Raw genomic sequence first — 26,221 nt, 5'->3', positions numbered from 1 at the left:
CCGCCGGCCGCGCACCAGGGCGAGCACGACGAGCGCGGCGGCGAGCAGCCCGAGAGCCGGCGCGAGCCAGCCGGGGAGCAGCGAGCCGTCGTCGGCCGCGTCGTCCGAGCCGGCGAGCTCTGCGACGTCCGGCTGGTACCAGATGAGCCGCGGCGACCCGCCGAGCAGGCGCAGCGCGATCGCGGCGTTGTGCTCCTCGGTGATGGCGCCGTTGGTGAAGCCCGTCGTCGTCCCGATGACGGTCATGGGCGGGTGGGCGCTCGTCGAGGGGAGCTGGACGAGCCCGACACCGTGCTCGCCCTCGCCCCCGCTGCCGTCGAGCGTGAGCGGGAAGCACACCGCGGACGAGGGGACGCCGCTCCCGGGCTGGTAGCGGACGTCGAAACCGACGAGCGAGTCGCCCTCGTCGACGGTGCCGATGTCGCACCGGCTCTCGACACGCACCGCCGCCCCGATGGGCAGGGCGGTCGCGTCGGCGCGCAGGGCGCGCAGCTGTTCGGTCGACGGGGAGAGCACGACGACGCGGTCGAGCCCGAGCGACTCCTGACGCAGGGTCGCCGCCGCCACGGTGCCGAGGTTGCTCGTGTTGGCGACGACGAGCGAGGTGTCGTCGTCGCCCTCGGCGAGGGCGTCGCGCACCTCGCCGATCGAGGTCGCGGTCTCGACGTCGACGCCGTTCTGCTCGAGGACGGCGACGAGGGCGGCGCCGCCACCGGGGCCGACGTCGTCGGGGTCCATCGCCGCACCCGGGGGTGTCGTGGCGATGGCGATCGCGGCGAGTGCGGCGATGCCCAGCACGACGGCGAGGACCCAGAGCCCGGTCCGGCGCCAGCGGTTCAGCCGTGTCACCGCACCGCTCCGGCATGGGCGAGCCGTGGGCGCGCTCGGGTGAGCCGCTCGTCGAGGGCGAGGACCTCACGGGCCTCGGCCTCGCAGGCCCGGCCGTGCCCGTATCTCACCGCGTCGAAGCGGTCGGCGCCCGCGCGCAGGGCCTCACCCTCGTTGGGGAAGGCCCGCGAGAGGGCGACCGAGGCCTCGTGGGCGGTGCGCCCGGGCAGCTCGTCGAGGACGGTGCGCTCGACCGCGGCCGCGACGAGAGCGCGGTAGCCGTCGAGGACGACCGCGTCCCAGTTCCCCTGGCGCAGTGCGTCGTTCGCGCGAGACCTGTATGCCGTCGCGTCGACTCCGCGCTCGTCGAGGACTCCCCGGTCGGTCGCCGACCTACGGCCTCGGGCCTCGGGTCGCAGGAGCAGGACGGCCGCGAGGGCGAGGACCGCGATGACGACGAGCACGACGAGGGCGAAGACCCACGACGGCAGCCCGGGACCGGTCGTGTCGAGGAGGCCGAGCAACCACTCGCGGAAGCGGTCCCACAGGCTGGGCTCGACGGCATACCGGGGCTTGGAGAGCTCCTGCTCGAGCAGGCGACGTCCCTCGCTCCGGGTGGGGTCGAGGGGCGGCGTGTCCAGGATCATGAAGCGGCGCGGGGCCACGGAGGTGCGGCGGTGCCCTGCGCGGTCTGGACGAGGTGGACGTCGAGGCCCTCGCGGCGGATGCGCTGGTCGACATAGAGGAGCGAGTCGATGCCTGCCGTGACCGGTGTCGTGATCGCGCCGGCGACGACGCCGGTGGCGCCGGTGATGACGGCCTGCCAGATGTAGACCTGGTCGAGGGGGAGGCCGGTGAAGGTGAGGGCCGCGGCGAGGATCGCCAGCGGGGCCGTGATGAGGGAGCCCACGATGCTGATGGCGATCGAGCTGAGGAGGCGGATGCCGAGGATCCGCCAGAAGCCGGAGCCGGTGAGCCGCCACGACCGCGCGAAGGCCGCGCCGACGCCGAGGTTCTCGAGGACGACCGAGGGCGTGACGAAGGCGAGGCGGGTCCAGATGAGGAGCAGCGCCGGGATGGCGAGGAGCAGCGCGAGGAGCAGCAGTCCGACGCCCGCCGCCACGGTGCCGTCGTCGCCCCCGACGCCGCCCGCCACGAGCAGCCCGACGGGGATGCCGAGGATGACGGCGAGGGTGAGCAGGATGGCGAGCGAGGTGAGCAGGGTCGCCCCGGCGAGGGCCCAGATGCGGGGGATCGTGCCGCGCCACGTCTCGCCGGCGCTCACCTTGCGGCCGAGGACGGCCTGGCCGATGACGTAGGCGAGGAACCCGGCGAGCAGGATCGTCGAGAACCACGACCCGATCGAGGGGATCATCGAGCCGAGGGTGCCGACGAGACCGGCCGTGCCGTCGGCGACCGACTCCTCGAGGGTCACCGACTCCTCGGTGCTCGACACCCAGGCGCCGAGCGCGGTGAACGGGACGAGGAAGACGAGCGAGGTGAGGGCGGCCAGGCCGACGGTCGCCGCGACGTTGCCGCGGACGGCGCGGAAGACGCCGCCGACGAGGTCGTTCATCGTCAGCGGCCGCAGCGGGATGATCCCGGGCCGGAAGTCGACGAAACGCGTCTGCTGCGGCGGGACGCCGAGCCGCTGCTGCGGCGGGTAGCCGGCGAAGCCGGGGTAGCCGGGGTAGCCGGGCGGAGGCTGCGGGGGCGGGTACCCGGGCTGCGCCGCGGCGGGTGCGGGCGCCGGAGCGGGACCGGGGACGGGAGGAGGACCGGGGCGGCCGGCATACGGGTCCGGCTCGGGACGCCCGGAGGGCGCTCCCGGTGCGGTCCAACCCTGGTCGCTCATGTGCGTGCCTCCCCGTGGCGCTGACTGGTCAGAACCCTAACCGAGCGGTGGGCGCGCGACGGGTCAGACCCAGAAGCCGCGGCCGCCGCCCCAGTCGCCGAAGTGGTCGCGGTAGGAGGTGCCCGGGCCACGTGAGCCGAGGTAGGACCCGACGACGGCGGCGCCGAGGTCGTCGAGCTCGGGGCTCACCATGCGGCCGTCGACACGGCGGGCCATCGACTCGATGAACCGGGCCAGCCCCGGGTCCTCGCCGAGCCGGAAGAACGTCACCTGCGCCCCGAGCCGGGCGGAGGCGTCGAGCTCGCGGACCGAGTGCGCGATCGTCAGCGGGTCCGGCGGGTAGGAGAACCAGACCTCGCCGTCGGCCTCGAGGTGCGCGGTCGGCTCGCCGTCGGTGACGACGAGGAGGACGGGCTGGGCGTTCGGGTGCTTGCGGAAGAAGCGGTTGGCGAGGAGGAGGGCGTGGTGGAGGTTCGTGCCCTTGGCCCACTTCGCGTCGAGGGCGGTGAGCTCCTCGATCGTTATGACCTCGGCGTGCCGGCCGAAGCCGATGAGCTCGAGGTGGTCGCCGCGGAAGCGGGAGCGGATGAGCTGGTGGAGGGCGAGCGCAGTGCGCTTCATCGGCACCCAGCGGCCGTCCATCGCCATCGAGAAGGACGTGTCGACGAGCAGCGCCACCGCGGCCTGGGTGCGGGCCTCGGTCTCGACGACCTCGACGTCGTCGATGTGCAGCCGCAGAGCGGCGGCGCCGCGCGGCCGTGAGCCGCCGGCGCGCAGGACCGCGTTCGTGATCGTGCGGGGGACGTCCCACGGCTCGGTGTCGCCGAAGGCCCACCGCCGCGACGCACCCGAGGGCTCGCCGGCGAGCCCGGTCGTGCGGGACTCCCTGGCACCGGTCCGGCCGCTCATCCGCTCGGCGACGTCACGCAGCAGCGCCTTGCCGAGCTCGCGCATCGCCTTGGGGGAGAGGCGGAGCTCTCCGTCGGAGCCGCGCTTGAGGTAGCCGCTGTCGCGCAGCGCGCGCTCGAGCTCCTGGAGCGTGCGGGCCTCGACGGCTGCCTCGTCGCCGAGCTGGCGGGCGAGGGCGTCGAGGTCGAGGTCGTCGAGCCGCGCACCGGAGTAGGACTGCGACAGCTGGTCGGAGAGCGCGTCGATCTGCGCGAGGTCCTGGAGGGCTCCGGTGCCGTCGCCGAGACCGAGGCCCTCGCCGCCCTCGAAGGTCTCCGAGCCCGACCAGTCCTCGCCCGGTCGCAGCGCGCGCAGGTTGTCGTCCATGCGGGCGAGCTGCTCCATGAGCCCGGGCGACCCGAACGCCTGCTGCGAGAGCTGCATGAGCTCCTCGCGCTGTTCCGGCGTCATCGACGCGAGCATCCGCTGGGCGGCGGCGGCCCGCGACGCCAGCGCGTCCATGAGCTCGTCGATGTCCTGGGGGTTCTCGGGGAAGAAGTCGCCGTGCCTGTCCTTGAACTGCTCGAAAGCCCGGTCGACCTCGGCGCGGGCCTCCGGCGACCCGTCGGAGAGCCGCTGCTTCTCGAGGAGGTCGTTGAGGTCGGAGAGCATCTCCTGCACCGCGGCGCGGTCCTCGTCGGTCGCACCCTCGAGCGCCTGCTTCATGCCGGCGAACCGCTGGTCGAGCAGCTCGCGGCCGAGGAGGTCCTTGATCTGCTCGTAGGCGGCGCGCGCGTCCGGGCTCTGCCAGTCGTAGGACGCCAGCTCGCTCACCGCGGCGGCCGTCGAGGCGGGCAGCCCGTCGAGCTGCATCTCGCGGAAGGCCCGGTCGTCGTCGTCCATCGTGATGTCGCGGGCGAGCTGGCCACGCTCGGCGGTGACCGCCTTCTCAAGGAGCTGGGCGACCTCGCGCATCGTCCCGTCGAGGTCGTGGCGCTGGAGGATGTCGCGGCGCCGCTCCGCGAGCCGCCTCGCGAGGTCGTCGAGGCCCGGTCGGCCGTCGCTGCCCCGCCGGAGGAACTCGCGCATGGCCCGCTCGGGCGAGGAGCCGGCCATGACGTCCTGACCGATCGCGTCGAGCGCCTCGGCGAGGTCGACGGGTGGGGCGAGCGGGTCGCCGCCGTCGTAGCGCCGGTAGCGGCTCACGGTCGGGACCACCCGGCACACCGCCGGGACCACCCGGCACACGGCCGCGCCCACCCGGCATACGAAGGGGTCTCAGCCATAGACGGTCTCGCCCCCGCCGGACTCCTTGCCGATGCGGCGCGCGAGGAAGAGACCCTCGAGAGCGAGCTCGATGGCCCCGGCCCGGGTGCCGTCGTCGTCCGCGCCGAGCCGGTCGGTCACCTGGTCGTAGAGGTCGGACTCGCCAAGGACCGGCAGCCCCTCGAGGAAGTCGCGGGCGCCGACGCGGGCACCGGTCGTCACCATGGCGCCGTCCTCGATGGCCTCGACGAGCAGCCGCAGGTCCACCCCGGCCAGGTGGGCGCGCACCGTCTCGGCGATCGCACTGCGCAGCAGGTGGGTGAGGATCGCGGACTCGCGGCCCTCCTCGCCGGTCTCGAACTCGATCTTGCCGCCGAGGACGTCGACGGCGGTCTCGAGGTCGACGACGCGCGCCACCGCCGTCTCCTCGCCCTGGGTCGTCGCACGGTGCAGTGCAGCCGCCGCGATCGTCTCGGCGCCCGCGATGGCGAACCGGGCGCTCACGCCCGAGCGCTGGTCGACGCTCGAGGACTCCCGCAGGCCGCGGGTGAAGCGGGCGAGGATCTCGAGCAGGTGGTCCGGCACCCGCGCGACGAGCTCGGCCTCCTGCGCGATGACGGCGACCTCCTCCTCGATCTCGCGGGGGTAGTGCGTGCGGATCTCGGCGCCGAAGCGGTCCTTGAGCGGGGTGATGATCCGGCCGCGGTTGGTGTAGTCCTCGGGGTTGGCGCTCGCGACGACGAGGACGTCGAGGGGCAGCCGCAGCACGTAGCCGCGGATCTGGATGTCGCGCTCCTCCATGACGTTGAGCATCGCGACCTGGATGCGCTCGGCGAGGTCGGGCAGCTCGTTGATGGCGACGATCCCGCGGTGGCTGCGCGGGATGAGCCCGAAGTGGATCGTCTCGGGGTCGCCCAGGCTGCGGCCCTCGGCGACCTTCATCGGGTCGACGTCGCCGATGAGGTCGGCGACGCTCGTGTCGGGGGTGGCGAGCTTCTCGGCGTAGCGCTCGCTCCGGTGGCGCCAGGTCACGGGCAGGTCGTCGCCGAGCTCGGCTGCGCGCCGGATCGAGGCCGGGGTGATCGGCTCGAACGGGTGCTCACCGAGCTCCGACCCCTCGATGACCGGTGTCCACTCGTCGAGCAGCTCGACGAGCGCGCGCAGCAGTCGCGTCTTGCCCTGCCCCCGCTCGCCGAGAAGGACGACGTCGTGGCCGGCGAGCAGCGCCCGCTCGACCTGCGGGATGACCGACTCCGAGAACCCGTGCAGACCCGGCCACGGGTCCTCGCCGGAGCGCAGCCGCTCGAGGAGGTTGTCGCGGATCTCCTGGCGCAGGCGCTTCGGCTCGTGGCCGGCCGCGCGGAGCTGGCCGACGGTGCGGGGCTCGGGTGCAGTCACTCCTCCACGCTAACCCCGCGCGCAAGGGGGTTCACAGGCTCCGTCCGTATGCCGTCCGGCCGGTCGCGGGAGCGGGCCCAGCCGCGCGCGTGGCTGGGCCCGGGTCAGCCGTGCGCGCTGCTGAGGCGTGCCTCGACGTCCTTGGCCCGGGCCGACTGGGCGCCGAGAGCCTCCTGCCGCCGGATGACCTCCGGCTCGGCCCGCATGAGCGCGAGCCCACGCCGGAGCAGCACCATCGGGGGCTTGCGACGCTCCCTGAGGTCGCGCGCCAGCCGCCGGACGAAGGTGACGAACGGCCGGTGGTGGATGCACCACGCGCTGTGCAGGACCCCGGCCGCGCGCAGGGAGGCCACGACCTCGGCGGCGAAGATCCCCTCGGCGAGGACGAGGTCGTCGGCGTCGGCGGTCACGGTCGTCGTGTCGACGGCTCGGCTCTTCGAGAGGTCGTAGACCGGGGTGCGGGTCGACCCGGTCTCGACGAGCTCGCACAGCGAGGACACGGCCGCCGACTCGTTCCACGAGTCCGGGTGGTCCCAGTCGATGATCCCGAGCTCCTCGCTCCTGGGCATCGAGGGGTCGTCCTCGTCGCGGTAGAAGTCGTCGAGGCGCACGATCGGCCAGCCGTGCGCCGCGTGGAGACGCTCGGCAAGCCGGGACTTGCCCGCACCGCTGGGGCCGGCGAGGACGACGACGCGTGCCCGACCGGTCTCGGCCGCTGTCACCGGCCCTTGGGGTGCCAGACCGTCTTGGTCTCGAGGAAGGCGGTGAGGCGGGACAGGTCGGGCGTCTCGGTCCAGTCGGGCTCGACCGCCTCGGCGCCGGTGCCGGCCGGGCGGACGACGCGCTTGAGGTTGTCGGCGCTGGCCTCCTCGAGGGCGGCCCAGTCGACGCCCTCGGCACCTGCGGCGCCGGCGAGGTCGATGGCGTTGACGTCGCGGTGGCTGGCGAGCCACGGGGCGATCTCACCGGCGCGGCCGCTGATGATGTTGACGACACCGCCGGGGACGTCGGAGGTGGCGAGGCACTCGGCCAGCGTGATCGCCGGCAGTGGCCGGTCGGCGCTCGTCACGACGACGACGGTGTTGCCCGACACGATCGCCGGGGCGATGACCGAGACGAGACCGAGGAGGCTCGACGCCTGGGGCGCCAGGACGGCGACGACACCGGTCGGCTCGGACGCCGAGATGTTGAAGTAGGGACCCGCGACCGGGTTGAGGCCACCGAGGACCTGCACGTACTTGTCGGACCACCCGGCATACCAGACCCAGCGGTCGATCGCCTGCGAGACAACGGCTTCGGCAGCAGCGGCCGTGAGGCCCTCGGCGTCGCGCACCTCCTGCACGAGCTGCGGTCGCCGCGACTCCATGACCTCGGCGACGCGGTAGAGCACCTGGCCGCGGTTGTATGCCGTCGCGCTGGCCCACCCGGGCTGCGCGGCGCGCGCGGCGGTCACCGCATCGCGCGCGTCCTTGCGCGAACCCTGCGCTGCGTTGGCAAGGAAACGCGGTGTGGCGCCGGCACGCGCGCGACCGGACGGCGCGGCATACACCTCGTAGGAACGACCGCTCTCGCTGCGGGGGAACTTCCCTCCGATGTAGAGCTTGTAGGTCTTCTTGACGTCCACGCGGCTCACGCTCAGGCTCCCGTCTTCACGTAGGGCTCGAGACCGTGGCGACCGCCCTCGCGGCCGTACCCGGACTCCTTGTATCCACCGAACGGGCTCGTCGGGTCGAACTTGTTGAACGTGTTGGCCCAGACGACACCGGCCTTGAGCTGGTCGGCCATCCAGAGGATGCGCGAGCCCTTCTCGGTCCAGATGCCCGCGGACAGGCCGTAGGGGGTGTTGTTGGCCTTCGCGACGGCCTCCTGCGGCGTGCGGAAGGTGAGCACCGACAGCACCGGGCCGAAGATCTCCTCCTGGGCGATGCGGTGCGTCTGCGTGACGCCGGTGAAGACGGTCGGGCGGAACCAGAACCCCTTGCTCGGAAGCTCGCAGCCGTTGTCCCAGCGCTCGGCGCCCTCGGACTCGCCGGCGTCGGTGAGCGCGACGATGCGGTCGAGCTGCGCGCGGCTGTTGATCGCGCCGACGTCGGTGTTCTTGTCGAGCGGGTCGCCGACGCGCAGGGTGTCGAGGCGGCGCTTGAGGCGGCGCTCGACCTCGTCGGCGATCGACTCCTGGACGAGGAGGCGCGAGCCGGCGCAGCAGACGTGGCCCTGGTTGAAGAAGATGCCGTTGACGATGCCCTCGACGGCCTGGTCGATCGGCGCGTCGTCGAAGACGATGTTGGCGGCCTTGCCACCGAGCTCGAGCGTGGCCTTCTTGCGGGTGCCGGCGATGGCGCGGGCGATCATCTTGCCGACGCCCGTGGAGCCGGTGAACGCGAGCTTGTCGATGCCGGCGTGGTCGACGATGGCCTGACCGGTCGGGCCTGCCCCGGTGACGATGTTGACGACACCCGGGGGCAGGTCGGCCTGCTGGCACACCTCGGCGAAGAGCAGCGCGGTGAGCGGCGTCGTCTCGGCCGGCTTGAGGACGACGGTGTTGCCGGTGGCCAGCGCCGGGGCGATCTTCCACGCGAGCATGAGCATGGGGAAGTTCCACGGGATGATCTGGCCGACGACGCCGTGCGCGCGCGGGTTCGGGCCGAGCGAGGCGAACTCGAGCTTGTCGGCCCAGCCGGCGTTGTAGAAGAAGTGCGCCGCCGCGAGGGGGATGTCGACGTCGCGGCTCTCCTTGATCGGCTTGCCGTTGTCGAGGCTCTCGAGGACGGCGAACTCGCGGGCGCGCTCCTGCAGGATGCGCGCGATCCGGTAGAGGTACTTGCCGCGGTCGGCGCCGCTCATCCGCGACCACACGCGCGTGTATGCCGTCCGCGCGGCCTTGACCGCGGCGTCGACGTCGGCGTCGGTCGCCTCGGAGACCTCGGCGAGGACCTCCTCCGTCGCCGGGCTGATCGACTTGAAGGCGGTGCCGCCGCCGTCGACGAACTCGCCGTTGATGAACAGGCCGTAGCTGGTCCGGAGGTCGACGACGGACCGGGACTCGGGCGCCGGTGCGTACTCGAAGGTGGGCATCTGTGCGTTCCTCTGTTCCGTGCTCAGTAGGCCGTGGAGGGGGAGTCGTCGGCGATGTAGCTCGCGCCGGAGTAGGCGCCGGTCGTCATCCGCTGGCGCTGGAGGAGCAGGTCGTTGAGCAGGCTGCTCGCGCCGAAGCGGAACCACTGGTTGCTCAGCCAGTCCTCGCCGGCGACCTCGTTCACCGTGACAAGGAACCGAAGAGCGTCCTTGCTCGTCTTGATGCCGCCCGCCGGCTTGACCCCGACCATCTCGCCGGTGAGGTCGCGCCAGTCGCGCACGGCCTCGAGCATGATGAGCGTGACCGGGAGGGTGGCGGCGGGCTGGATCTTGCCCGTGCTGGTCTTGATGAAGTCGCCTCCGGCGAGCATCGACAGCCAGCTGGCGCGGCGCACATTGTCGTAGGTGACGAGCTCGCCGGTCTCCATGATGACCTTGAGCCGAGCGTCACCACACGCCTTCTTGACCTCGGCGATCTGGTTGAAGACGGTGAGGTAGTCACCGCTGAGGAAGGCGCCACGGTCGATGACCATGTCGATCTCGTCGGCGCCGGCCCTGACGGCGTCGCGGGTGTCGGCGAGCTTGACCGCCATGCTCGCGCGGCCGCTCGGGAAGGCGGTGGCGACGGCAGCAACCTTGACGCCGCTGGCGCCGAGGGCCTCCTTGGCGGTCGCGACCATGTCGCCGTAGACGCAGACGGCGGCGGGGCGCGGCGTGCTGTGGTCGCTCGGGTCGGGCAGGAGGGCCTTGGCCGCGAGTCCCCGGACGCGTCCGGGGGTGTCGGCGCCCTCGAGCGTCGTGAGGTCGATCATCGAGATCGCGAGGTCGATGGCCCACTGCTTGCTCGTCGTCTTGATGGAGCGGGTGGCGAGGGCTGCGGCGCGGGCCTCGCAGCCGACCTGGTCCACGCCCGGCAGGCCGTGCAACCAGGTCGTCAGGGCCTGGTTGGTGAGGCGCGAGACGCCCAGCAGGTCGCGGGCCCGGGCGGTGGCGTCGACCGCGGCGGCGACGGGGGTGTCGGTGGTGGTGCTCACCCCGGGAGTCTACCGGCGCGGACGAGGGTCACCTACCGCCCGGAACGGGCCACGGACGGGCGCCGCACGGTCGCCCCACGTGGGCTCGCGAGCCTCCCTGCGGCTCGCGAGCCCCGTCATCGGGGCTCGGGAGCGGCAACCGGGCTCGCGAGCCGGTTCGGTGCCTTCAGGAGCGCCAGAGCCGCCACCAGCGTCGGCCGCGCGTGAGGCCCGGACGTGACTCGTCGGGCGGGGGCGGCGGCTCCACCGACGCCCGCAGGGCCCGCCACTGCTCGACCATGTCCTCGATGTCGACGGTCGGCGCCCACACGGGCGACGCGCGGCCGAGGGCCGGCCGGCGCCGGTCCTCGATGACGCGGGCGTTGTAGTCGCGCAGCACCTCGCGCACGCCCTCCTCGGAGCGCACCTCGACGAGCGACTCGGGGAAGGACGCGCGCTCGCGGCGCAGCAGCATGACCGGCGGCAGGGCGTCCGAGGCATCGAGCCCTTCGCGCTCCATCATCTTCTTGACCCACCAGTCCGGGTCGGGGTCGTCGAGCCCGCGCAGGGGCTTGCCGGCGCCGGGTAGGTTGTCGAACTCGCCCCGCTCCTGCGCCTCCCGGATCTGCTTCTCGACCCACGACTCGTGGAACGACATGACCCCATTCTCCCCGCCCGGTGTCGGAGATGTGGGGCCACGGGTCCTGCCATGACGCCGAAACCCCGACACTGGATGCCCGGAAAAGGCGCAGGGGCAACGCTCAGACGGTGGTGGCCGCCTCAAGGTCGGCGCGGATCGCGGCGAGGCGCTCGGCGGCCCGCGACCGGGCACCGGCGAGGTCGTCGCCCTCGACCGGCTCGATGACCTCGAGATAGACCTTGAGCTTCGGCTCGGTCCCCGAGGGCCGGGCGATGATGCGCGACTCGTCGGCGAGGAACCAGCGCAGCCCCTCGGTCGGGGGCAGGCCGCCGTCGCCGGCGGCGAGGTCGTCGACGCGCGAGACCTCCACTCCCGCAACGCTGCTCATCGGCTCCGACCGCAGGCGCGCCATGATCGTGTCGATGAGCGAGAGGTCCTGGACCCGCACCGAGAAGGCGTCGGTCGCGTGCACACCGTGCTCCACCGCGAGCTCGTCGAGGCGGTCGGAGACCGAGCGCCCCTCGGCCTTGAGGGTCGCCGCGATCTCGGCGACGACGAGCGCCGCCGACACCCCGTCCTTGTCGCGCACGCGCTGCGGGTCGACGCAGTAGCCGAGCGCCTCCTCGTAGCCGTATCGGAGCCCTGGCACGCGTGAGATCCACTTGAACCCCGTGAGGGTCTCCTCGTGCGCGACCCCGCGGGCGCGGCACACGGTGGCGAGCATCCGCGAGGAGACGATCGAGTTCGCGAAGACGTCGCCCTCCTCGACACCACGGTCGAGCAGGTGCGCGCCGAGCAGCACGCCCACCTCGTCGCCGCGCAGCATCCGCCAGCCGCCGGGGCCGGGCACGGCCACCGCGCAGCGGTCGGCGTCGGGGTCGTTGGCGATGACGATGTCGGGTCCGGTCTGCTCCGCGAGCTCGAGCGCAGCGTCCATCGCGCCCGGCTCCTCGGGGTTCGGGAACGACACCGTCGGGAAGGCCGGGTCCGGCTGGGCCTGGCTGGGCACCGGCAGCGGTGCGGCGTAGCCCGCCGCCTCGAACGCACGGGCGACGGTCTCGGACCCGACGCCGTGCAGGGCCGTGTGGACGACGACGAGGTCGCGCGGCGAGTCCGGGGACACGACGCCGGTCACCTCGCCCAGGTAGCTCTCGAGCACCTCGTCGTCGAGCGTGTCCCAGCCGTCGTCGGGCAGCGGCACGTCGGCGACGCGGTCGACGCGCGCGATCTCGGCCGCGATCCCGACGTCTGAGGGCGAGACGATCTGGGAGCCGTCGCCGAGGTAGACCTTGTAGCCGTTGTCCTGCGGCGGGTTGTGGCTCGCCGTGACCATGACACCCGCGTCGGCGCCGAGGTGGCGGATCGCGTAGGCGAGCACCGGCGTCGGCAGCGGCCGCGGCAGCACGACGGCCCGGCCACCGGCACCGACGACGACGGCAGCGGTGTCGCGCGCGAAGACGTCGGAGTTCGTCCGTGCGTCGAACCCGACGACGACGAACGGCTCGCGGTCGTCCTTCTTCAGGTATGCCGTGAGGCCGGCTGCCGCTCGGATGACCACCGCGCGGTTCATCCGGTTGGGACCGGCCCCGAGGGCACCCCGCAGCCCGGCCGTGCCGAACTCCAGCATCCCCGCGAACCGGTCGCCGAGGTCGGTCAGTGCCGCCTCGTCGCCAGCGCTCGCGGCGTCGACGACGTCCCGCAGCTCGGCGCGGGTGGCCTCGTCCGGGTCGTCCTCGAGCCAGGCCTGCGCCGCCTCGAGGAGCTCGGAGGAGTCGGCGACCTCGTCGGCAGGTGAGGCGGGTGCGGACTCGTGACGGCCGGCATACGACATGACGGTGCCCCCTCAGATCTTGGCGACGACGGCGGCGAGGAGCCGGCCGCAGCGCTCGGCTGCCGCCTTGCCGGCCTCGAGGACCTCTTCGTGGTTGAGCGGGGTCTTGGAGATGCCGGCCGCCGGGTTGGTGACGAGGGAGATGCCGAGGACGTCCATGCCGCTCTGGCGAGCGGCGATCGCCTCGAGCGAGGTCGACATGCCGACGAGGTCGCCACCCATGACCTTGGCCATCTGGACCTCGGCGGGCGTCTCGTAGTGGGGACCGCGGAACTGGACGTAGACGCCCTCGTCGAGGTCGGCGTCGACCTCGCGGGCGAGGTCCCGCAGGCGTGGGGTGTAGACGTCGGTGAGGTCGACGAAGTTCGCGCCCTCGATGGGGGAGTGCGCGGTGAGGTTGATGTGGTCGCGGATGAGGACCGGGGTCCCGGGAGGCCACTCCTCGCGCAGGCCACCGCAGCCGTTGGTGAGGACGACCGTGCGGCAGCCGAGCGCGGCGGCGGTGCGGACGCCGTGGACGACCGAGCGGACGCCGCGGCCCTCGTAGAAGTGGGTGCGGGTGCCGTAGACGAGCGCGCGACGACCGGTGTCGCCGATGGCGACCGAGCGCATCGTGCCCGAGTGGCCGGCGACGGCGGCCTTGCCGAACCCGGGCACGTCGGTGTTGTCGATCTCGGTGAGGGTCTCGCCGATGAGGTCACCGGTCTGGCCCCAGCCGGAGCCGAGGACGAGGGCGACGTCGTGGCTGTCGACGCCGGTCCGCTCGCGGATGACGGCGGCGGCCGCCTCGGCGACGGCGAAGGGATCGGTGCCGGGGTCGGCGAGGTCGAGCGGGCCCGGGGCGGCGTCGGTGTCGGTCACGCGAGCAGGGTATCTGCAGCGTGGTTGGATGGTCCGCGTGAATGCGCGAACGACCCGAGTGGTCATCCTCGGTGGCGGCCCCGGTGGCTACGAGGCGGCCCTCGTCGCCGCCCACCTCGGCGGCGAGGTGACGATCGTCGACCGCGACGGGCTCGGCGGCGCCGCGGTGCTCACCGACTGCGTGCCGTCGAAGACGCTCATCTCGACGGCGGACTACATGTCCGAGTTCGAGACCGCGGCCGACCTCGGCGTCCACCTCGAGGACGGCGAGGGCGACGAGGTGAGCGACGCCAAGGCCGAGCTCGCCGAGGTCAACAGCCGGGTCAAGGACCTCGCCGCCGCCCAGAGCCGCGACATCACCGAGCGCGTCGAGGAGGTCGGCGTCCGCATCGTCGCCGGCACCGGCCGCCTCCTCTCGCCGACCCGCGTCGAGGCCACCCTCACCGGCGGCGGCACCGAGACGATCGAGGCCGACGTCGTGCTCGTCGCGACCGGCGCGACGCCTCGGGTCATGGACACGGCCAAGCCCGACGGGGAGCGCATCCTCACGTGGCAGCAGATCTACGAGCTCGACGCGCTGCCCGAGCGCCTCGTCGTCGTCGGCTCCGGCGTCACCGGCGCCGAGCTCGCCCAGGCCTACCTCGGCCTCGGCTCGGACGTCGTGCTCGTCTCCTCCCGCGACCGCGTCCTGCCCGGCGAGGACCCCGATGCGGCGACCGTCATCGAGGACGTCTTCAAGCGCCGCGGGATGGAGGTGCTCGGCCGCTCGCGCATGGCCGGTGTCGAGCGTCGCGGCGACGGCGTCGTCGTCCGGCTCGAGGACGGCCGCGAGGTCGGGGGCTCGCACGCGCTGCTCGCCGTCGGCTCGGTGCCGCAGACCTCGGGCATGGGCCTCGAGGAGGTCGGCGTCGAGCTCACGCCGTCGGGCCACATCGCCGTCGACCGCGTCTCGCGCACCTCGGTGAGGGGCGTGTATGCCGCGGGCGACTGCACCGGGGTCCTGCCCCTCGCGTCCGTGGCGGCGATGCAGGGGCGCATCGCGATGTCGCACGCGCTCGGCGACGCGGTCGCACCGCTCAACCTCGGCGTCGTGTCCGCCAACATCTTCACCGACCCCGAGATCGCCACGGTCGGCATCTCGCAGAAGGCGGTCGACGAGGGGACCGTCGACTGCGACGTGGTGACGCTCCCGCTGTCACGCAACCCGCGCGCCAAGATGTCGGGCATCAACGACGGCTTCGTCAAGCTCTTCGCGCAGAAGGGGTCCGGCGCGCTCATCGGCGGCGTCGTCGTCGCGCCGCGGGCATCCGAGCTCATCTTCCCGGTGACGATCGCGGTGCACCACCGGCTCAACGTCGACCAGGTGGCGAGCACGTTCACCGTCTATCCCTCGCTCTCGGGGTCGATCGCCGAGGCGGCCCGCCGCCTGCACACCACCGGCAGCTGACCCCCGACCACTCGGGAAGCGGGTGGCCTGTGCGGGGCGGTGAACCGCAGGGCGGCAAAGGCCCACAGCGGCACCCTGCGTGGCTAGTTTGGGGAGCATCCGCAAGCCCCTCGAACCAGTGGGAGTTGAGTGCACGATGAGCGACCAGAAGCGTCCGATCAGCGGGGACGAGGCCTTCGACAAGGCCAAGGAGTACGCCCAGGACAACCCCGAAGGCGCTCGCAGCGCCATCGACAAGGTCGAGGACTTCCTCGACGCCAAGACGGGGGGCAAGTACTCCGGCGCCATCGACAAGGGCGGCGACTTCGTCGAGAAGTCGCTCGGCCTGCCGAGCAACGAGGGCGGTACGACGCCCACGGACCCGGGCGCACCCGCACCCGCACCCTCGCCGTCGCCGTCGCCGTCGCCGTCGCCGACGCCCTCCGACCCGGGCCTGCCCGCGGACCCGAGCGCACCGCCGGCCGACCCCGGTGGCACCCCGACGACGCCCGAGCAGCCCTCGCCGGTCCCGGCGCCCAACCCGTCTCCCGGCACGAACGACCCGCAGCCGCAGCAGGACCCTTCAGCCCCGAGCGACCCGACGACGCCCAGCGACACCACCTCGCCGGTCGATCGTCCCGACACGACGGCCCCGTCGACGATCCCCGGTGACGGCTCCGACCAGGCACCCGACACCTCGTTCCCGCCGGCGGGGGCCGACCACCCCGCACCGCAGGGCTCGCCGAGCCCGGGCGAGCAGGGCGACCTGCCCGAGGGCGGGTCCACCCAGCAGGGCGACCCGGGCTCGACGTCCGCGCCCGGCGGCACCCAGCCGGAGGGTGGAGGCGGCCAGATCGACCTCGGTCAGGACGACGTCTCCGGCGGAGGTGGCGCGCCGCCCACCCGCTGACGCGCCCACGACGCGACGCACGAACGCCCGGGATGCCGGCTGACCGGCATACGGGGCGTTCGTCGTGCTGAGGGCCCGGGGGCGAGGCCGTCAGCCGCGCTGCCCGACGACGGAGAGGTCGCGGATCCACACCGGCGAGGCGGGCGGGCCGTCGGGGTCGGCGATGCCGGCGGCGACGCTCCTGGCGTGCAAGGCGGGCCGCCTTCGGGCCGGTGATACCGCGCTGATACCTCCGGCGTCGAGGGTTCGGGACACGTCCACACCACCCCAGGAGGCAGCAATGCGTCAGCGTCACGTGCGTCGAACGGTGGCCTCGGCCGCCGGTGTCACCGCTCTCTGTGCCACCGCCCTTCTCGCCGCGGCTCCGGCCTCGGCCGGGCCCGGCGGCAACGTCGTCTTCCGCGACCACTTCACCTTCGACGACTCCCACATCGAGCAGGTGGAGCACGCGGGCGAGTTCTGCGACGTGCCCTTCCTCGTGCTCTGGGAGGGCCGCGGGACCGTCACCGACATGGAGTCGGTGCGCCGCGGTGACCGCTACTTCGTCAGCTTCAAGGTCACGCAGATGCAGCGCTGGACCAACGTCGAGACCGGCGCGAGCTTCTCCGAGCGCACGCACTTCGGGTTCCGGGACCAGAAGGTCGACATCGACGACGACGGCATTCTCACCGCCACCGTGCAGGACCACATCAGCTGGAAGCTCTTCGACGGCGACGGCAAGCTCATCGGCGTCGACGCCGGCGTCTTCAACACGGTCTACACCGTCGACCTCGGTGACCTCACGAACCCCGATGACGACGTGGAGCTGAGCGCCGAGCCGGTCGGCGACCACGGCGCCCGCCAGCTCGGGGAGCGCGACTTCTGCGCCGACGTGGAGACGTTCCTCGGCTGACCGGCTTCAGCCGGGACGAGAGCGCGGCGCCTCCCGAGGTGGGAGGCGCCGCGTGCTCGCGTGGTGCCGTTCGTACGGGTATGCCGTCAGGCGTCCTTGATCTCGCAGAGCACCTGACCGTTGGTCACGGTCGCCCCGACCTCGGCGGCGAGGCCGCTCACGACGCCGGCCTTGTGCGCGGTGATGGGCTGCTCCATCTTCATCGCCTCGAGGACGACGACGAGGTCGCCCGCAGCCACGGTCGCGCCGTCCTCGATGCCGACCTTGACGATCGTGCCCTGCATGGGCGCGGTGAGGGAGTCGCCGGAGGCGGCGGCGCCGGACTTGCCGCCACCAGAGCGCTTCGGCGCCTTCTTCTTGGCCGCGGCGGCGCCACCGCCACCGAGGGCGAGCCCGGCGGGGAGCACGACCTCGAGCCGGCGCCCGCCGACCTCGACGGTGACGCGCTGGCGCTCTCCGGCCTCCTCACCGTCGGCGGCCGCGGCCTCGCCGGCGAAGGGGGCGATCTGGTTGTCGAACTCGGTCTCGATCCACCTCGTGTGGACGGTGAAGGGCTCGTCGCCCTCCGGCGCGAACGCCGGGTCACTGACGACGGCCTGGTGGAAGGGGAGGACGGTCGGCATGCCGTCGACCTCGAGCTCGGCGAGCGCACGACGCGAGCGCTCGAGCGCCTGCTGGCGCGTGCGGCCGGTGACGATGAGCTTGGCGATCATCGAGTCGAACGCGCCGGCGACGGTGTCGCCCTCGACGATGCCGGCGTCCCAGCGGACACCCGGGCCCTGGGGGACGACCATGCGGCTCACCGTGCCGGGAGCCGGCATGAAGTTGCGGCCGGCGTCCTCGCCGTTGATGCGGAACTCGAAGGAGTGCGCACGCGGGGCTGGGTCGTCGAAGCCGAGCTCCTCGCCGTTCGCGATGCGGAACTGCTCGCGAACGAGGTCGATGCCGGTGACCTCCTCGGTGACCGGGTGCTCGACCTGGAGGCGGGTGTTGACCTCGAGGAAGCTGATGGTGCCGTCCTTGGCGACGAGGTACTCGCAGGTGCCGGCGCCGACGTAGCCGGCCTCCTTGAGGATCGCCTTGGAGGCGCGGACGAGCTCGGCGTTCTGCTCGTCGGTGAGGAAGGGTGCGGGCGCCTCTTCGACGAGCTTCTGGTTGCGGCGCTGGAGCGAGCAGTCGCGGGTCGAGACGACGACGACGTTGCCGTGCTGGTCGGCGAGGCACTGGGTCTCGACGTGGCGGGGCTTGTCGAGGAACTTTTCGACGAGGCACTCACCGCGACCGAAGGCCGTGACGGCCTCGCGGACGGCGGAGTCGTAGAGCTCGGGGATCTCCTCGAGGGTGTGGGCGACCTTGAGGCCGCGACCGCCACCGCCGTAGACCGCCTTGATGGCGATGGGGAGGCCGAACTCCTTGGCGAGCGCGACGACCTCGTCGGCGTCCTTGACCGGGTCCTTGGTGCCGGGGGCCAGCGGGGCGTCGGCCTTGACGGCGATGTGCTTGGCCTTGGCCTTGTCGCCGAGGGCGTCGATCGCCTCGGGCGACGGTCCGATCCAGGTGAGCCCGGCGTTGATGACGGCCTGGGCGAACTCGGCGTTCTCGGCGAGGAAGCCGTAGCCCGGGTGCACGGCGTCGGCGCCCGCCTCCTTGGCGACCTCGATCAGCTTGTCCTGGAGGAGGTAGGAGTCGCCGGGGGTCGTGCCACCGAGCGCGTAGGCCTCGTCGGCGACCTTGACGTGGAGGGCGTCACGGTCGGGCTCGGCATAGACGGCGACGGAGCCGATGCCGGAGTCCTTGCAGGCGCGGGCGATACGGACGGCGATCTCGCCGCGGTTGGCGATGAGGACTTTGCTGATGGCCATGACCCGGAGCGTAGTGGGTCGGCTGGGAAGCCGCCCTCGAAGGTCTCGCGGGGTCGGTCACACCCCGAAGGAGCGCGCGAGGGCGAGCAGCCCTCGCTCCAGCCCGGCCCGTTCCGTGGGCGAGAGGACCTCGAGCAGGCGCGCCTCGTTGGCCATGTGGGCGGTGAACGCACGGTCGATGAGGTCGCGTCCCTTCGGTGTGAGTGCGACGAGGCGCGAGCGGCCGTCGGTGCCGCTCGGGCGCCTCTCGACGAGGCCGAGGGTGACGAGCCGGTCGACCCTCTTGGTCACCGCACCGCTCGTGACGACGGTCTGCTCGGAGAGGTCTGAGGGCGTGAGGGCGCAGTCGCCGCCCTGCCGGCGCAGGGTGGCGAGCACGTCGAACTCCCCCTCGCCGAGACCATGCTCGTTGTAGACCCGCGTGAGCTCGGTCGTCAGCGCGGCGGCGACCCGGTGCAGCCGGCCGATGACGAGGAACGGCGTCGGGTCGAGGTCGGGCCGCTCGGCGCGCCACTGCTCGACGATCTGGGCGGCGCGGTCCGGGGTGGGGTCAAGGGGCATGGGTTGGAATATACCTTCCCCGGAAGGTATTGTGTCTTCCGTGGAAACTATCTCCCTCACGAAGTTCGGTGGTCTCGGACTCGTCGCCGTCACCGCAGTGGCCCCCGTCGTCTGGGGCTCGACGTATGCCGTGACGCACCTCTGGCTCCCGCCGGACCGTCCGCTCTTCGCGGGCGTCATGCGCATCCTCCCGGTGGGGCTCCTCATGCTCGCGTGGCACCGGCGGCTGCCACGGGGGTCGTGGTGGTGGCGCTCGGTCGCCCTCGGGACGCTGACCATGGGGCTCTTCGTCGCGCTGCTCTTCGTCGCCGCGACCCGGCTGCCGAGCGGGCTCGGGGCGACGATGACCGCCGTCGCTCCGCTCGTGACGGTCGCGCTGGCGTGGGGCATCCTGCGCGAGCGCGCCACCACGGCCACCGTCGTCGCCTCGCTCGTCGGCGCACTCGGCGTGGTCCTGCTCGTCCTCCAGGGCGACGGGACGGGCCACGTGGATCTCGTCGGGCTGCTCGCCTCCGTGGGTGCGGTCACCTCGGCGAGCGCCGGGTTCGTCCTCACCAAGCGCTGGAACGTCGACGAGAGCGTCCTCGTCGTCACCACGTGGCAGCTCGTCGCGGGCGGGCTCGTCCTCCTGCCCTTCGCCCTCATCGTCGAGGGCCCGCCGCCCGCTCTGCCCTTGTCGGGCTGGCTGGCGCTGGCCTACCTCGGCATCATCGGCTCCGGCGTCGCCTACGTCGCCTGGTTCAAGGGCCTCGCGTCGATGAGCGCGGGAGCCGTCGCCGTCATCGGCCTGCTCAACCCGGTCTCCGGGACGATCCTCGGTGTCGTCCTGCTCGGCGAGCCGTTCGGGCCGGTGCACCTCCTCGGCCTCTCCCTCGTCCTCGGCAGCGTCGTCCTCGCCCAGCCACAGACCAGGCGAGCGATCGCCGGGGTGCGGCACGCATCGACGGTGGGCACCCGGCATACGGTGGAGGCATGCCCATCAACGACATCACCCTGACGTCCGGCACGAAGCAGGTCACGATCCCGCAGGTCGGGTTCGGTGTGTGGCAGGTCCCCGACGACGAGGTCGACGCGGCGGTGCTGGCGGCGCTCGAGACCGGCTACCGGCACATCGACACCGCCAAGCTCTACGACAACGAGTCCGGCGTGGGCCGTGCGCTTGCGTCCACGGATGTCCCGCGCGACGAGATCTTCGTGACGACGAAGGTGTGGCCCAGCGAGTTCGGGGCGAAGGAGACCGTCGCGTCGTTCAACGCCTCGATGGACCGCCTCGGCCTCGAGACCCTCGACCTCTTCCTGCTGCACTGGCCGTTCCCGGAGCAGGACCGCTACGTCGAGGCGTGGAAGGCGCTCCAGGGGCTGCGCGACGCGGGTCGGGTCCGTGCAGTCGGCGTGTGCAACTTCCACGTCGAGCACCTGCAGCGGCTCTTCGACGAGACCGGTGAGTGGCCGGCGATCAACCAGGTCGAGCTGCACCCCTACCTCCAGCAGCGCGAGGTCGTGGAGTTCAACGCGGAGCACGGCATCGTCACCGAGTCGTGGAGCCCGCTCGCCTCGGGCAAGCAGGTGCTCGACGACCCGGTGATCGGAGGGATCGCGGAGCGGCTCGGCGCCACCCCGGCCCAGGTCGTCATCGCGTGGCACATCGCCCGCGGCTTCGTCGTCCTGCCGAAGTCCGTGACGCCCTCTCGCATCACCGAGAACTTCGAGGCCGCCGAGCTTTCGCTCACCGAGGCCGACATGGCCGAGATCGCCGCGCTCGACCGTGGGTTCCGCACCGGCCCCAACCCCGACGAGTTCAGCGGCTGACCCCTCGCACCTGCCTCGGCCGGCTCCTGCACGGTGCCCGGCGAGCTCTCGAGTGTCGGGGATCGGGGGCTTCAGTGCCGCACGAAGGCCCTGATCCCCGACACTCGACCCGGGCTCGGTGGCTCAGCCGAGCAACAGACGGGTCAGCCGCTCGCGCAAGGCATCGCGGTGTCGCGGGGACGTGAGGCTCAGAGACGTCATCTCGACGTAGGTGAACCCGGCATCCTCGAGGCGGGCCCGGCGCTCACGCTCGTACTGCCACTGAGCGCGGTCGGTCCGGTGCTGGTCGCCGTCGTACTCACCGACGACCCGGCGGGCGCGCCACAGGAAGTCCGGTCGCGCGAGCCAGCGTCCGTCGGAGCTGCGGACGTCCACGTTGAGCTCGGGCTCGGGCAGGCCCCACGTGATGAACGTATGCCGTGCCTTGCTCTCCCACGGAGAGGCGGCACCCGGTCGAGCGGCCGCCGCGCACCTCCGCAGTGCCCCGCACCCCTTGGTCCGGCGATCGGCAGCGGCGCGTTCGAGGTCCTTGGGCCGCGCGAGGCCCTGGGCGAGGAGGGCGTCGGCGACGGCGAGCACGTCGTCCTCGGCGAGGGTGCCGGCGAGGTCGGCCCATGTTTCGAGCGGGTCGGTCACGGGCAACGCACGCGCGAACTCGGTGTAGCGGCGCTCCAGCCCGCGGTGGCTCGTGATCCCGGCGCGCACGACTAGTGGCGTGCCGGTGGGTCGCATGACATGCAGCGGCTGGCCCGCCTTCCAGGGTCGGGGGACCGGCAGACCGAAAAGCCGCGCAGCAGTCTCGTGGGAGAACGCGAACGGTCGGGGCAGGACGAGTGCATAGGCATGGGCGGTGGAGACGTGGGTGATGTCGTCGCTCCGACGTGACCGCACACCCGACGTCGGCGTCAGGAGGTCACCCGCACGCAGGCGGTCCGGACGGACGCCGACGAGGCGAGCCTGCGCCGTCGTGAAGGCGGGCTCCAACGCGGTGGGCAGGGGTGTGGGTCGGCGAGCCATGGGAGTCAGGCTCGTGGAGGAGGAACATGACCTGCACTGGCTCGTTTCGTCTCTGTGGATGGTCGGCGCCTCCGGGCTGGGCTGTGGACGGCGAACGGCGACTGAGGAGCACGGAGCGGGACCGCCCACCAGGTGTCGGGCATCCGGGGGATGATGAGGTCTCGTGACCCCGGATTTCCGACACTGCATGCGACGTGGGCCCGGATTCCCGACACCTGAGCAACGGGGGAGCGTCGCCGGTCCCGCTCAGACGGGGAGGAGGCGGCTCACGAACTCGCGGAGCTGGGCGACGTTGCGGCACTCGTGCATGTCGACGATCTCGCTGTAGCCGAGCGCGACGGAGTCGCCGCTGCCCCACATGCGCGCCGGCTCGGGGTTGAGCCACGAGACGTGACGGGCCCGGGACGCGATCTCGCGGAGCATGTCGAACTGCGGGTCGGTGTGGTTCGAGCGGGCGTCACCGAGGACGAGCACGGCGGTGCGGTGTCCGATGACGTCGAGATGGTGCTCGACGACATCGGCGAAGACCGCGCCGTAGTCGCTGTTGCGGTGCCAGCGGGTCATCCGTGAGAGGTCCTCGAAGGCGTCGCCGAGGTCACTCCCCGGAGGTGCCCCGATGACGCGGTCGGTGAGGTCGTCAACACGGTTGACGAAACCCAGGATGCGCACCCGGCGGAACTGGGCGGCCAACGCCTGCACGAGCATGATCGTGAACCGCGAGAACCCCGCGACCGACGACGAGAGGTCGCAGAGGATCACGAGGTCGGGCCGGTGCGGGCTCGCATGCTGAAGAGCCGGACGGATCGGTATGCCGCCCGTGCTGAGTGATCGACGCAGCGTTCTTCGGATGTCGATCGCCCCACGCGACGCACGTCGTCGGCGGGCCGCGAGTCGCGTCGCCAGTTTGCGGGAGAGCGGCTGGATCGCGCCCCGGAGCTCGTCGAGCTCGGCCGGCCCCGCGAGAAGGAAAGGTGTCTGCTCGGACGGTGCGCGGACGGCATACCGGCTGATCCTGTCGGCGCCACGCGCCTCGGCGTTGCGGCGGCGGGTCTCGGTCTCGACGCGTCGGCGGAACGCCGCCACCGACGACCGCAGCTCGTCGCGGGTGAAGCGCGACGCGAAGCCCTGACCCGACGCCGGCCCCGACACGCCCGCGCCGGCGCCGCCCGAACCGCCGCTGCCGTCGCCGGACCCCCCGGGAGTGTCGAGCCCCGCGTCCTGGAGCCGTGCCAGCGCCCCCGCGATGGCGGTCTGCGGGGCGAGGGTGTCGAGTGCCTGCTGTGCCGAGAACGAGCCCGTGTCTGCGGCGTTGGCCAATGCGCCGAGCTCCGCGACGACCCGGGCCGCGAGCGCGTCGAGGGCGCGCTCATCCCCGGCAGCCATGGCGCGGGAGAGCTCGTCACGCAGCTCCGCCGCGCGAGCACGCCTGTCCTGCAGCGTTGCCGGGGGCTCCTCCGCATGCACCCCTGACCGCTCGCCGAGCGCAGCGGGGAACCACACGTCGAAGAGGTCGTCGAAGACCTGTCGCTGGCCGGCGCGACGGAGCAACGCCGAGGCCAGCCCTTCACGCAGCCGGGCGCGGTCCTCGAGGCCGAGCACGAGCGCCGCGGCCCCCGCGTCGACGACCTCGCTCGTCCCGACGACGACGCCGTGCCCGCGCAGGGCGCGCGCGAACCCCACGAGCCGGGAGTCGAGGGCGGTGGAGGTGGTGGTCACGGTGGACTCCGAGGCCGCGCGGGTCAGCTCGCCGGCAGGTCGAGCGCCACGGCCGCGCGCTCGATGTCGTCCTGGTGCTTGAGCAGGACGCCGAGGTTGTCGCGCACGAGCTCGGCGCTGAGGTCGCCGTCCGCCGTGGCGCCGAGTGCGAGCAGCGTGCGCGCCCAGTCGACGGTCTCGGCGACCGACGGCGCCTTGCGCAACCGCAGCTCGCGCAGCCGCTGGACGAGCCGCACGACCGACGCGACCAGGGCCTCGTCGAGGCCGGGCGCGCGCAACGTGACGATGCGCTGCTCGAGCTCGGCGCTCGGGTAGTCGATGTGGAGGAAGAGGCACCGCCGCCGCAGCGCCTCGGACAGCTCGCGTGTCGCGTTGGAGGTGAGGACGACGAACGGCCGGTGCGTCGCGGCGATGGTCCCGAGCTCCGGCACCGTCACCTGGAAGTCGCCGAGGATCTCGAGCAGCAGCCCCTCGATCTCGACGTCGGCCTTGTCGAGCTCGTCGACGAGCAGGACGACGGGCTCGTCGCTCCGGATCGCCGCGAGCAGGGGTCGGGGCAGCAGGAACTCGTCGCTAAAGATGTTGTCCCGCAACGCATCCCAGCCGTCGGCGGAGTCACGCTCGGCGGTGATGCGTAGGAGCTGCTTGGCGTGGTTCCACTCGTAGAGCGCTCGCGACTCGTCGACGCCCTCGTAGCACTGGAGCCGGATGAGCCGCGCGCCCGTCGCTGCCGCGACCGCCTTGGCGAGCTCGGTCTTGCCGACACCGGCGGGGCCCTCGACGAGCAGCGGCTTGCCGAGGGCGTCGGCGAGGAAGGTCGTCGTGGCGATCGAGTCGGAGGCGAGGTAGCCGGTCTCGCCGAGCCGGTCGCGGGCGTCGTCGATCGAGTCGAAGCGCACGCCGACGCGTGCGGAGGACGGCGGGGTGGGACTCACCCCGCCATCCTGACAGCACATCGGGCTCGGCTAGACCTGCGCCCTTCGCTGCCGTCGCCGCAGGACCGTGTATGCCGTCCCGCCGGCTCCCAGGACGACGAGCGCTCCCAGCGCGAGCCAGGGAAGGACCCCGAGCCCCTCCTCGGCCGCCGGGGCCGAGGCGGTGTCCGAGGCGGAGGCGCCTGCCGGCGGTGTCTCGGTGGGGGACACGCTGGGTGAGGTCGAGGCACTGGGTGAGGCAGCGGCATACGCGGGTTCGCCGGAGGGCGTGCCCTCGACGGTGACGTTGAACGTCATCGGCACGGAGGAGGCGTTGCCGCCCTGGTCGTGGGGCACGGCGATGCTGACGAAGTGGTCGCCCGCCAGGTCGGTCGAGATGCCGACGACGTCACGGTTGCGGTAGCGCACCTCGCGGCTCACCTGGCTCGTCGCCCGGTTGGCCCCGAAGGTGCCGCTGGACAGACCGACCTCCCCGACGACCTGTCGGTCGGGGGCGTAGATGACCGGGTTGTAGTGCGTGAGCCGTCGGACACCGTCGGTCACCGAACCCGGAGTCGGCAGGACGGAGAGGGCGATGCGCTGGCCCCAGGTGACCGGGACGCGGTAGAAGATCGTCTCCCCAGGCACGAAGGTCTCGGTCCAGCTGCCGGGAGTGATCTGCGGCGCGGAGGAGAAGCTCACGCCCCCGACGACGGGCCGAGGGGCGGCCGGCGCGGGGGCAGGCGTCGCCGGTTCCGTCTCGTCGGGCGCCGGCAGGGCATCGGCGTCCTCGACCGGCGGCTCCTCCATGACGAGGATCTCGACGGGCTGGGGCGCCGCCGCGCCCCTGCTGCGGTCGAGGCTGAGGGTGAGGCTCGACGCGCTGGCGCACTCGTCGGCGCGGGCCGCCCCGGTGGGCGCCGAGCCCTCGATCCGTAGGGTCTGGGTGACGAGGTGCTGGAAGTCGCTCGTGCCGATCCGGTTGGCCGGAGCGTTCTCGCACGATCCATCCGGGCTCTCGACGCGCATCTGCACGGTCTCGTCGTTGTCGCCGCTCTCGGCGTAGGCCGGGCGCATCGTCATGGCGACGCGAAGGGTGGAGCCGGGGATGGTCCGCCGCAGGGTGTAGTGGCGCCGGCCCTCGCCCGTGGTGAGGGTGTCGGTGTACTGACCGGCGGTGACTTCCGGCGCCCCGGCGGCGGCGGGGGTGCCCACGACCGGCGTGCCGCTCACCGTGAAGGGGCGCAGGGCGCGCTGGCTGAGCTTGGTGAGGCTGGTGGTGAGGCCGGCGGCGTCCTTTGCGTCGTAGTAGGTGCCGTTGCCGGCGTCGGCGATGCACTGAAGCTGGGCTCGGGCCTTGGCGTCGACGCCGAAGCCGACGGTGTCGATCTGGAGGTTGATGCCGTTCGCCGTGAGCTTCTTCACGACCGGGCAGGGGTCGGGGACGCACGACTCCTCC

At 72.5% G+C, this 26,221-nt stretch carries 23 protein-coding genes; 5 read left to right on the top strand and 18 right to left on the bottom strand.

Annotation, left to right across the window (positions count from 1 at the left end):
- The 12 genes from N798_RS09825 to N798_RS09770 all read right to left on the bottom strand — a co-directional run.
- Window positions 1-849: DUF4350 domain-containing protein (locus N798_RS09825; protein ID WP_035948096.1), on the bottom strand; the 849-nt coding region annotated here is incomplete at its 3' end.
- The gene (locus tag N798_RS09820; RefSeq protein WP_156971695.1) at window positions 846-1,475 is read right to left on the bottom strand and encodes a DUF4129 domain-containing protein; all 630 of its coding nucleotides are present in this window, start codon (window positions 1,473-1,475) and stop codon (window positions 846-848) included. The genes N798_RS09820 and N798_RS09825, both read right to left, overlap by 4 nt.
- Entirely contained in the window at window positions 1,472-2,683 is a 1,212-nt protein-coding gene (locus N798_RS09815) for a glycerophosphoryl diester phosphodiesterase membrane domain-containing protein (RefSeq protein WP_035948094.1), read from the bottom strand. Before N798_RS09815 ends, N798_RS09820 begins: the two co-directional genes overlap by 4 nt.
- Window positions 2,684-2,746: 63 nt before the next feature.
- Window positions 2,747-4,777, bottom strand: a complete 2,031-nt coding sequence (locus tag N798_RS09810; protein WP_229708626.1) for a vWA domain-containing protein — start codon at window positions 4,775-4,777, stop codon at window positions 2,747-2,749.
- 72 nt (window positions 4,778-4,849) lie between these two features.
- Window positions 4,850-6,235, bottom strand: coding sequence for a magnesium chelatase (locus N798_RS09805; RefSeq protein ID WP_035948091.1), 1,386 nt, complete (start codon window positions 6,233-6,235; stop codon window positions 4,850-4,852).
- A 104-nt stretch (window positions 6,236-6,339) separates the two neighbouring features.
- Window positions 6,340-6,957 (bottom strand): uridine kinase family protein, encoded by a 618-nt coding sequence (locus N798_RS09800; RefSeq protein ID WP_035948090.1) that lies wholly within the window; start codon window positions 6,955-6,957, stop codon window positions 6,340-6,342.
- A complete protein-coding gene (locus N798_RS09795) occupies window positions 6,954-7,868 on the bottom strand; it encodes an aldehyde dehydrogenase family protein (RefSeq protein ID WP_188450433.1) in 915 nt (304 codons plus the stop codon). The genes N798_RS09800 and N798_RS09795 overlap by 4 nt, the downstream gene beginning before the upstream one ends.
- Before the next feature lie 2 nt (window positions 7,869-7,870).
- Window positions 7,871-9,310: an aldehyde dehydrogenase family protein gene (locus N798_RS09790; RefSeq protein WP_035948089.1), complete on the bottom strand. Its 1,440-nt coding sequence runs from the start codon at window positions 9,308-9,310 to the stop codon at window positions 7,871-7,873.
- Between the two features lie 23 nt (window positions 9,311-9,333).
- Complete coding sequence (gene deoC, locus N798_RS09785; protein WP_156971694.1) at window positions 9,334-10,344, bottom strand: deoxyribose-phosphate aldolase; 1,011 nt, start codon at window positions 10,342-10,344, stop codon at window positions 9,334-9,336.
- A 166-nt stretch (window positions 10,345-10,510) separates the two neighbouring features.
- The gene (locus N798_RS09780) at window positions 10,511-10,981 is read right to left on the bottom strand and encodes a DnaJ family domain-containing protein (protein WP_084100446.1); all 471 of its coding nucleotides are present in this window, start codon (window positions 10,979-10,981) and stop codon (window positions 10,511-10,513) included.
- A 103-nt stretch (window positions 10,982-11,084) separates the two neighbouring features.
- Window positions 11,085-12,794: a phospho-sugar mutase gene (locus tag N798_RS09775; protein WP_035948088.1), complete on the bottom strand. Its 1,710-nt coding sequence runs from the start codon at window positions 12,792-12,794 to the stop codon at window positions 11,085-11,087.
- 12 nt (window positions 12,795-12,806) lie between these two features.
- Window positions 12,807-13,655, bottom strand: coding sequence for a purine-nucleoside phosphorylase (locus N798_RS09770; RefSeq protein ID WP_035948087.1), 849 nt, complete (start codon window positions 13,653-13,655; stop codon window positions 12,807-12,809).
- Window positions 13,656-13,692: 37 nt separating this feature from the next.
- Between N798_RS09770 and N798_RS09765 the strand changes: the two genes are divergently transcribed.
- The 3 genes from N798_RS09765 (at window position 13,693) to N798_RS09755 (ending at window position 16,883) form a co-directional block, all read left to right on the top strand.
- Window positions 13,693-15,102, top strand: coding sequence for an NAD(P)H-quinone dehydrogenase (locus tag N798_RS09765; protein ID WP_229708631.1), 1,410 nt, complete (start codon window positions 13,693-13,695; stop codon window positions 15,100-15,102).
- A gap of 136 nt (window positions 15,103-15,238) precedes the next feature.
- Complete coding sequence (locus N798_RS09760; RefSeq protein WP_035948084.1) at window positions 15,239-15,991, top strand: antitoxin; 753 nt, start codon at window positions 15,239-15,241, stop codon at window positions 15,989-15,991.
- Between the two features lie 280 nt (window positions 15,992-16,271).
- Window positions 16,272-16,883 carry a hypothetical protein gene (locus N798_RS09755; RefSeq protein ID WP_156971692.1) on the top strand — a complete coding sequence of 204 codons (612 nt, stop codon included), beginning with the start codon at window positions 16,272-16,274 and terminating at the stop codon, window positions 16,881-16,883.
- A gap of 86 nt (window positions 16,884-16,969) precedes the next feature.
- On the opposite strand, the gene N798_RS09750 is transcribed toward N798_RS09755, so the two are convergent.
- Window positions 16,970-18,745 carry an acetyl/propionyl/methylcrotonyl-CoA carboxylase subunit alpha gene (locus N798_RS09750; protein ID WP_035948082.1) on the bottom strand — a complete coding sequence of 592 codons (1,776 nt, stop codon included), beginning with the start codon at window positions 18,743-18,745 and terminating at the stop codon, window positions 16,970-16,972.
- A gap of 57 nt (window positions 18,746-18,802) precedes the next feature.
- The gene (locus tag N798_RS09745; protein ID WP_035948081.1) at window positions 18,803-19,306 is read right to left on the bottom strand and encodes a MarR family winged helix-turn-helix transcriptional regulator; all 504 of its coding nucleotides are present in this window, start codon (window positions 19,304-19,306) and stop codon (window positions 18,803-18,805) included.
- 40 nt (window positions 19,307-19,346) lie between these two features.
- Here N798_RS09745 and N798_RS09740 point away from each other — a divergent pair, with 40 nt between their 5' ends.
- Window positions 19,347-20,303 carry an EamA family transporter gene (locus N798_RS09740; protein WP_229708634.1) on the top strand — a complete coding sequence of 319 codons (957 nt, stop codon included), beginning with the start codon at window positions 19,347-19,349 and terminating at the stop codon, window positions 20,301-20,303.
- Window positions 20,279-21,115, top strand: coding sequence for an aldo/keto reductase (locus tag N798_RS09735; RefSeq protein ID WP_035948079.1), 837 nt, complete (start codon window positions 20,279-20,281; stop codon window positions 21,113-21,115). The genes N798_RS09740 and N798_RS09735 overlap by 25 nt, the downstream gene beginning before the upstream one ends.
- Before the next feature lie 123 nt (window positions 21,116-21,238).
- Here N798_RS09735 and N798_RS09730 read toward each other — a convergent pair whose 3' ends face one another.
- The 4 genes from N798_RS09730 to N798_RS18385 form a co-directional block, all read right to left on the bottom strand.
- A complete protein-coding gene (locus tag N798_RS09730) occupies window positions 21,239-22,132 on the bottom strand; it encodes a PDDEXK family nuclease (protein WP_156971691.1) in 894 nt (297 codons plus the stop codon).
- A gap of 246 nt (window positions 22,133-22,378) precedes the next feature.
- On the bottom strand, window positions 22,379-23,848 hold the full coding sequence (locus N798_RS09725; RefSeq protein WP_035948077.1) for a VWA domain-containing protein: 1,470 nt from the start codon (window positions 23,846-23,848) through the stop codon (window positions 22,379-22,381).
- Between the two features lie 23 nt (window positions 23,849-23,871).
- A complete protein-coding gene (locus N798_RS09720) occupies window positions 23,872-24,783 on the bottom strand; it encodes an AAA family ATPase (RefSeq protein WP_229708637.1) in 912 nt (303 codons plus the stop codon).
- 30 nt (window positions 24,784-24,813) lie between these two features.
- Window positions 24,814-26,221, bottom strand: a 1,408-nt coding sequence (locus N798_RS18385; protein WP_035948075.1) for a vWA domain-containing protein, incomplete at its 5' end; no start/stop codon positions are given.

The sequence above is a fragment of the Knoellia flava TL1 genome, assembly GCF_000768675.1.
In the GTDB taxonomy this organism is placed as follows: domain Bacteria; phylum Actinomycetota; class Actinomycetes; order Actinomycetales; family Dermatophilaceae; genus Knoellia; species Knoellia flava.
Note: the sequence above shows the minus strand (reverse complement) of the source record. Positions and strands in the feature narration are given on the sequence as shown.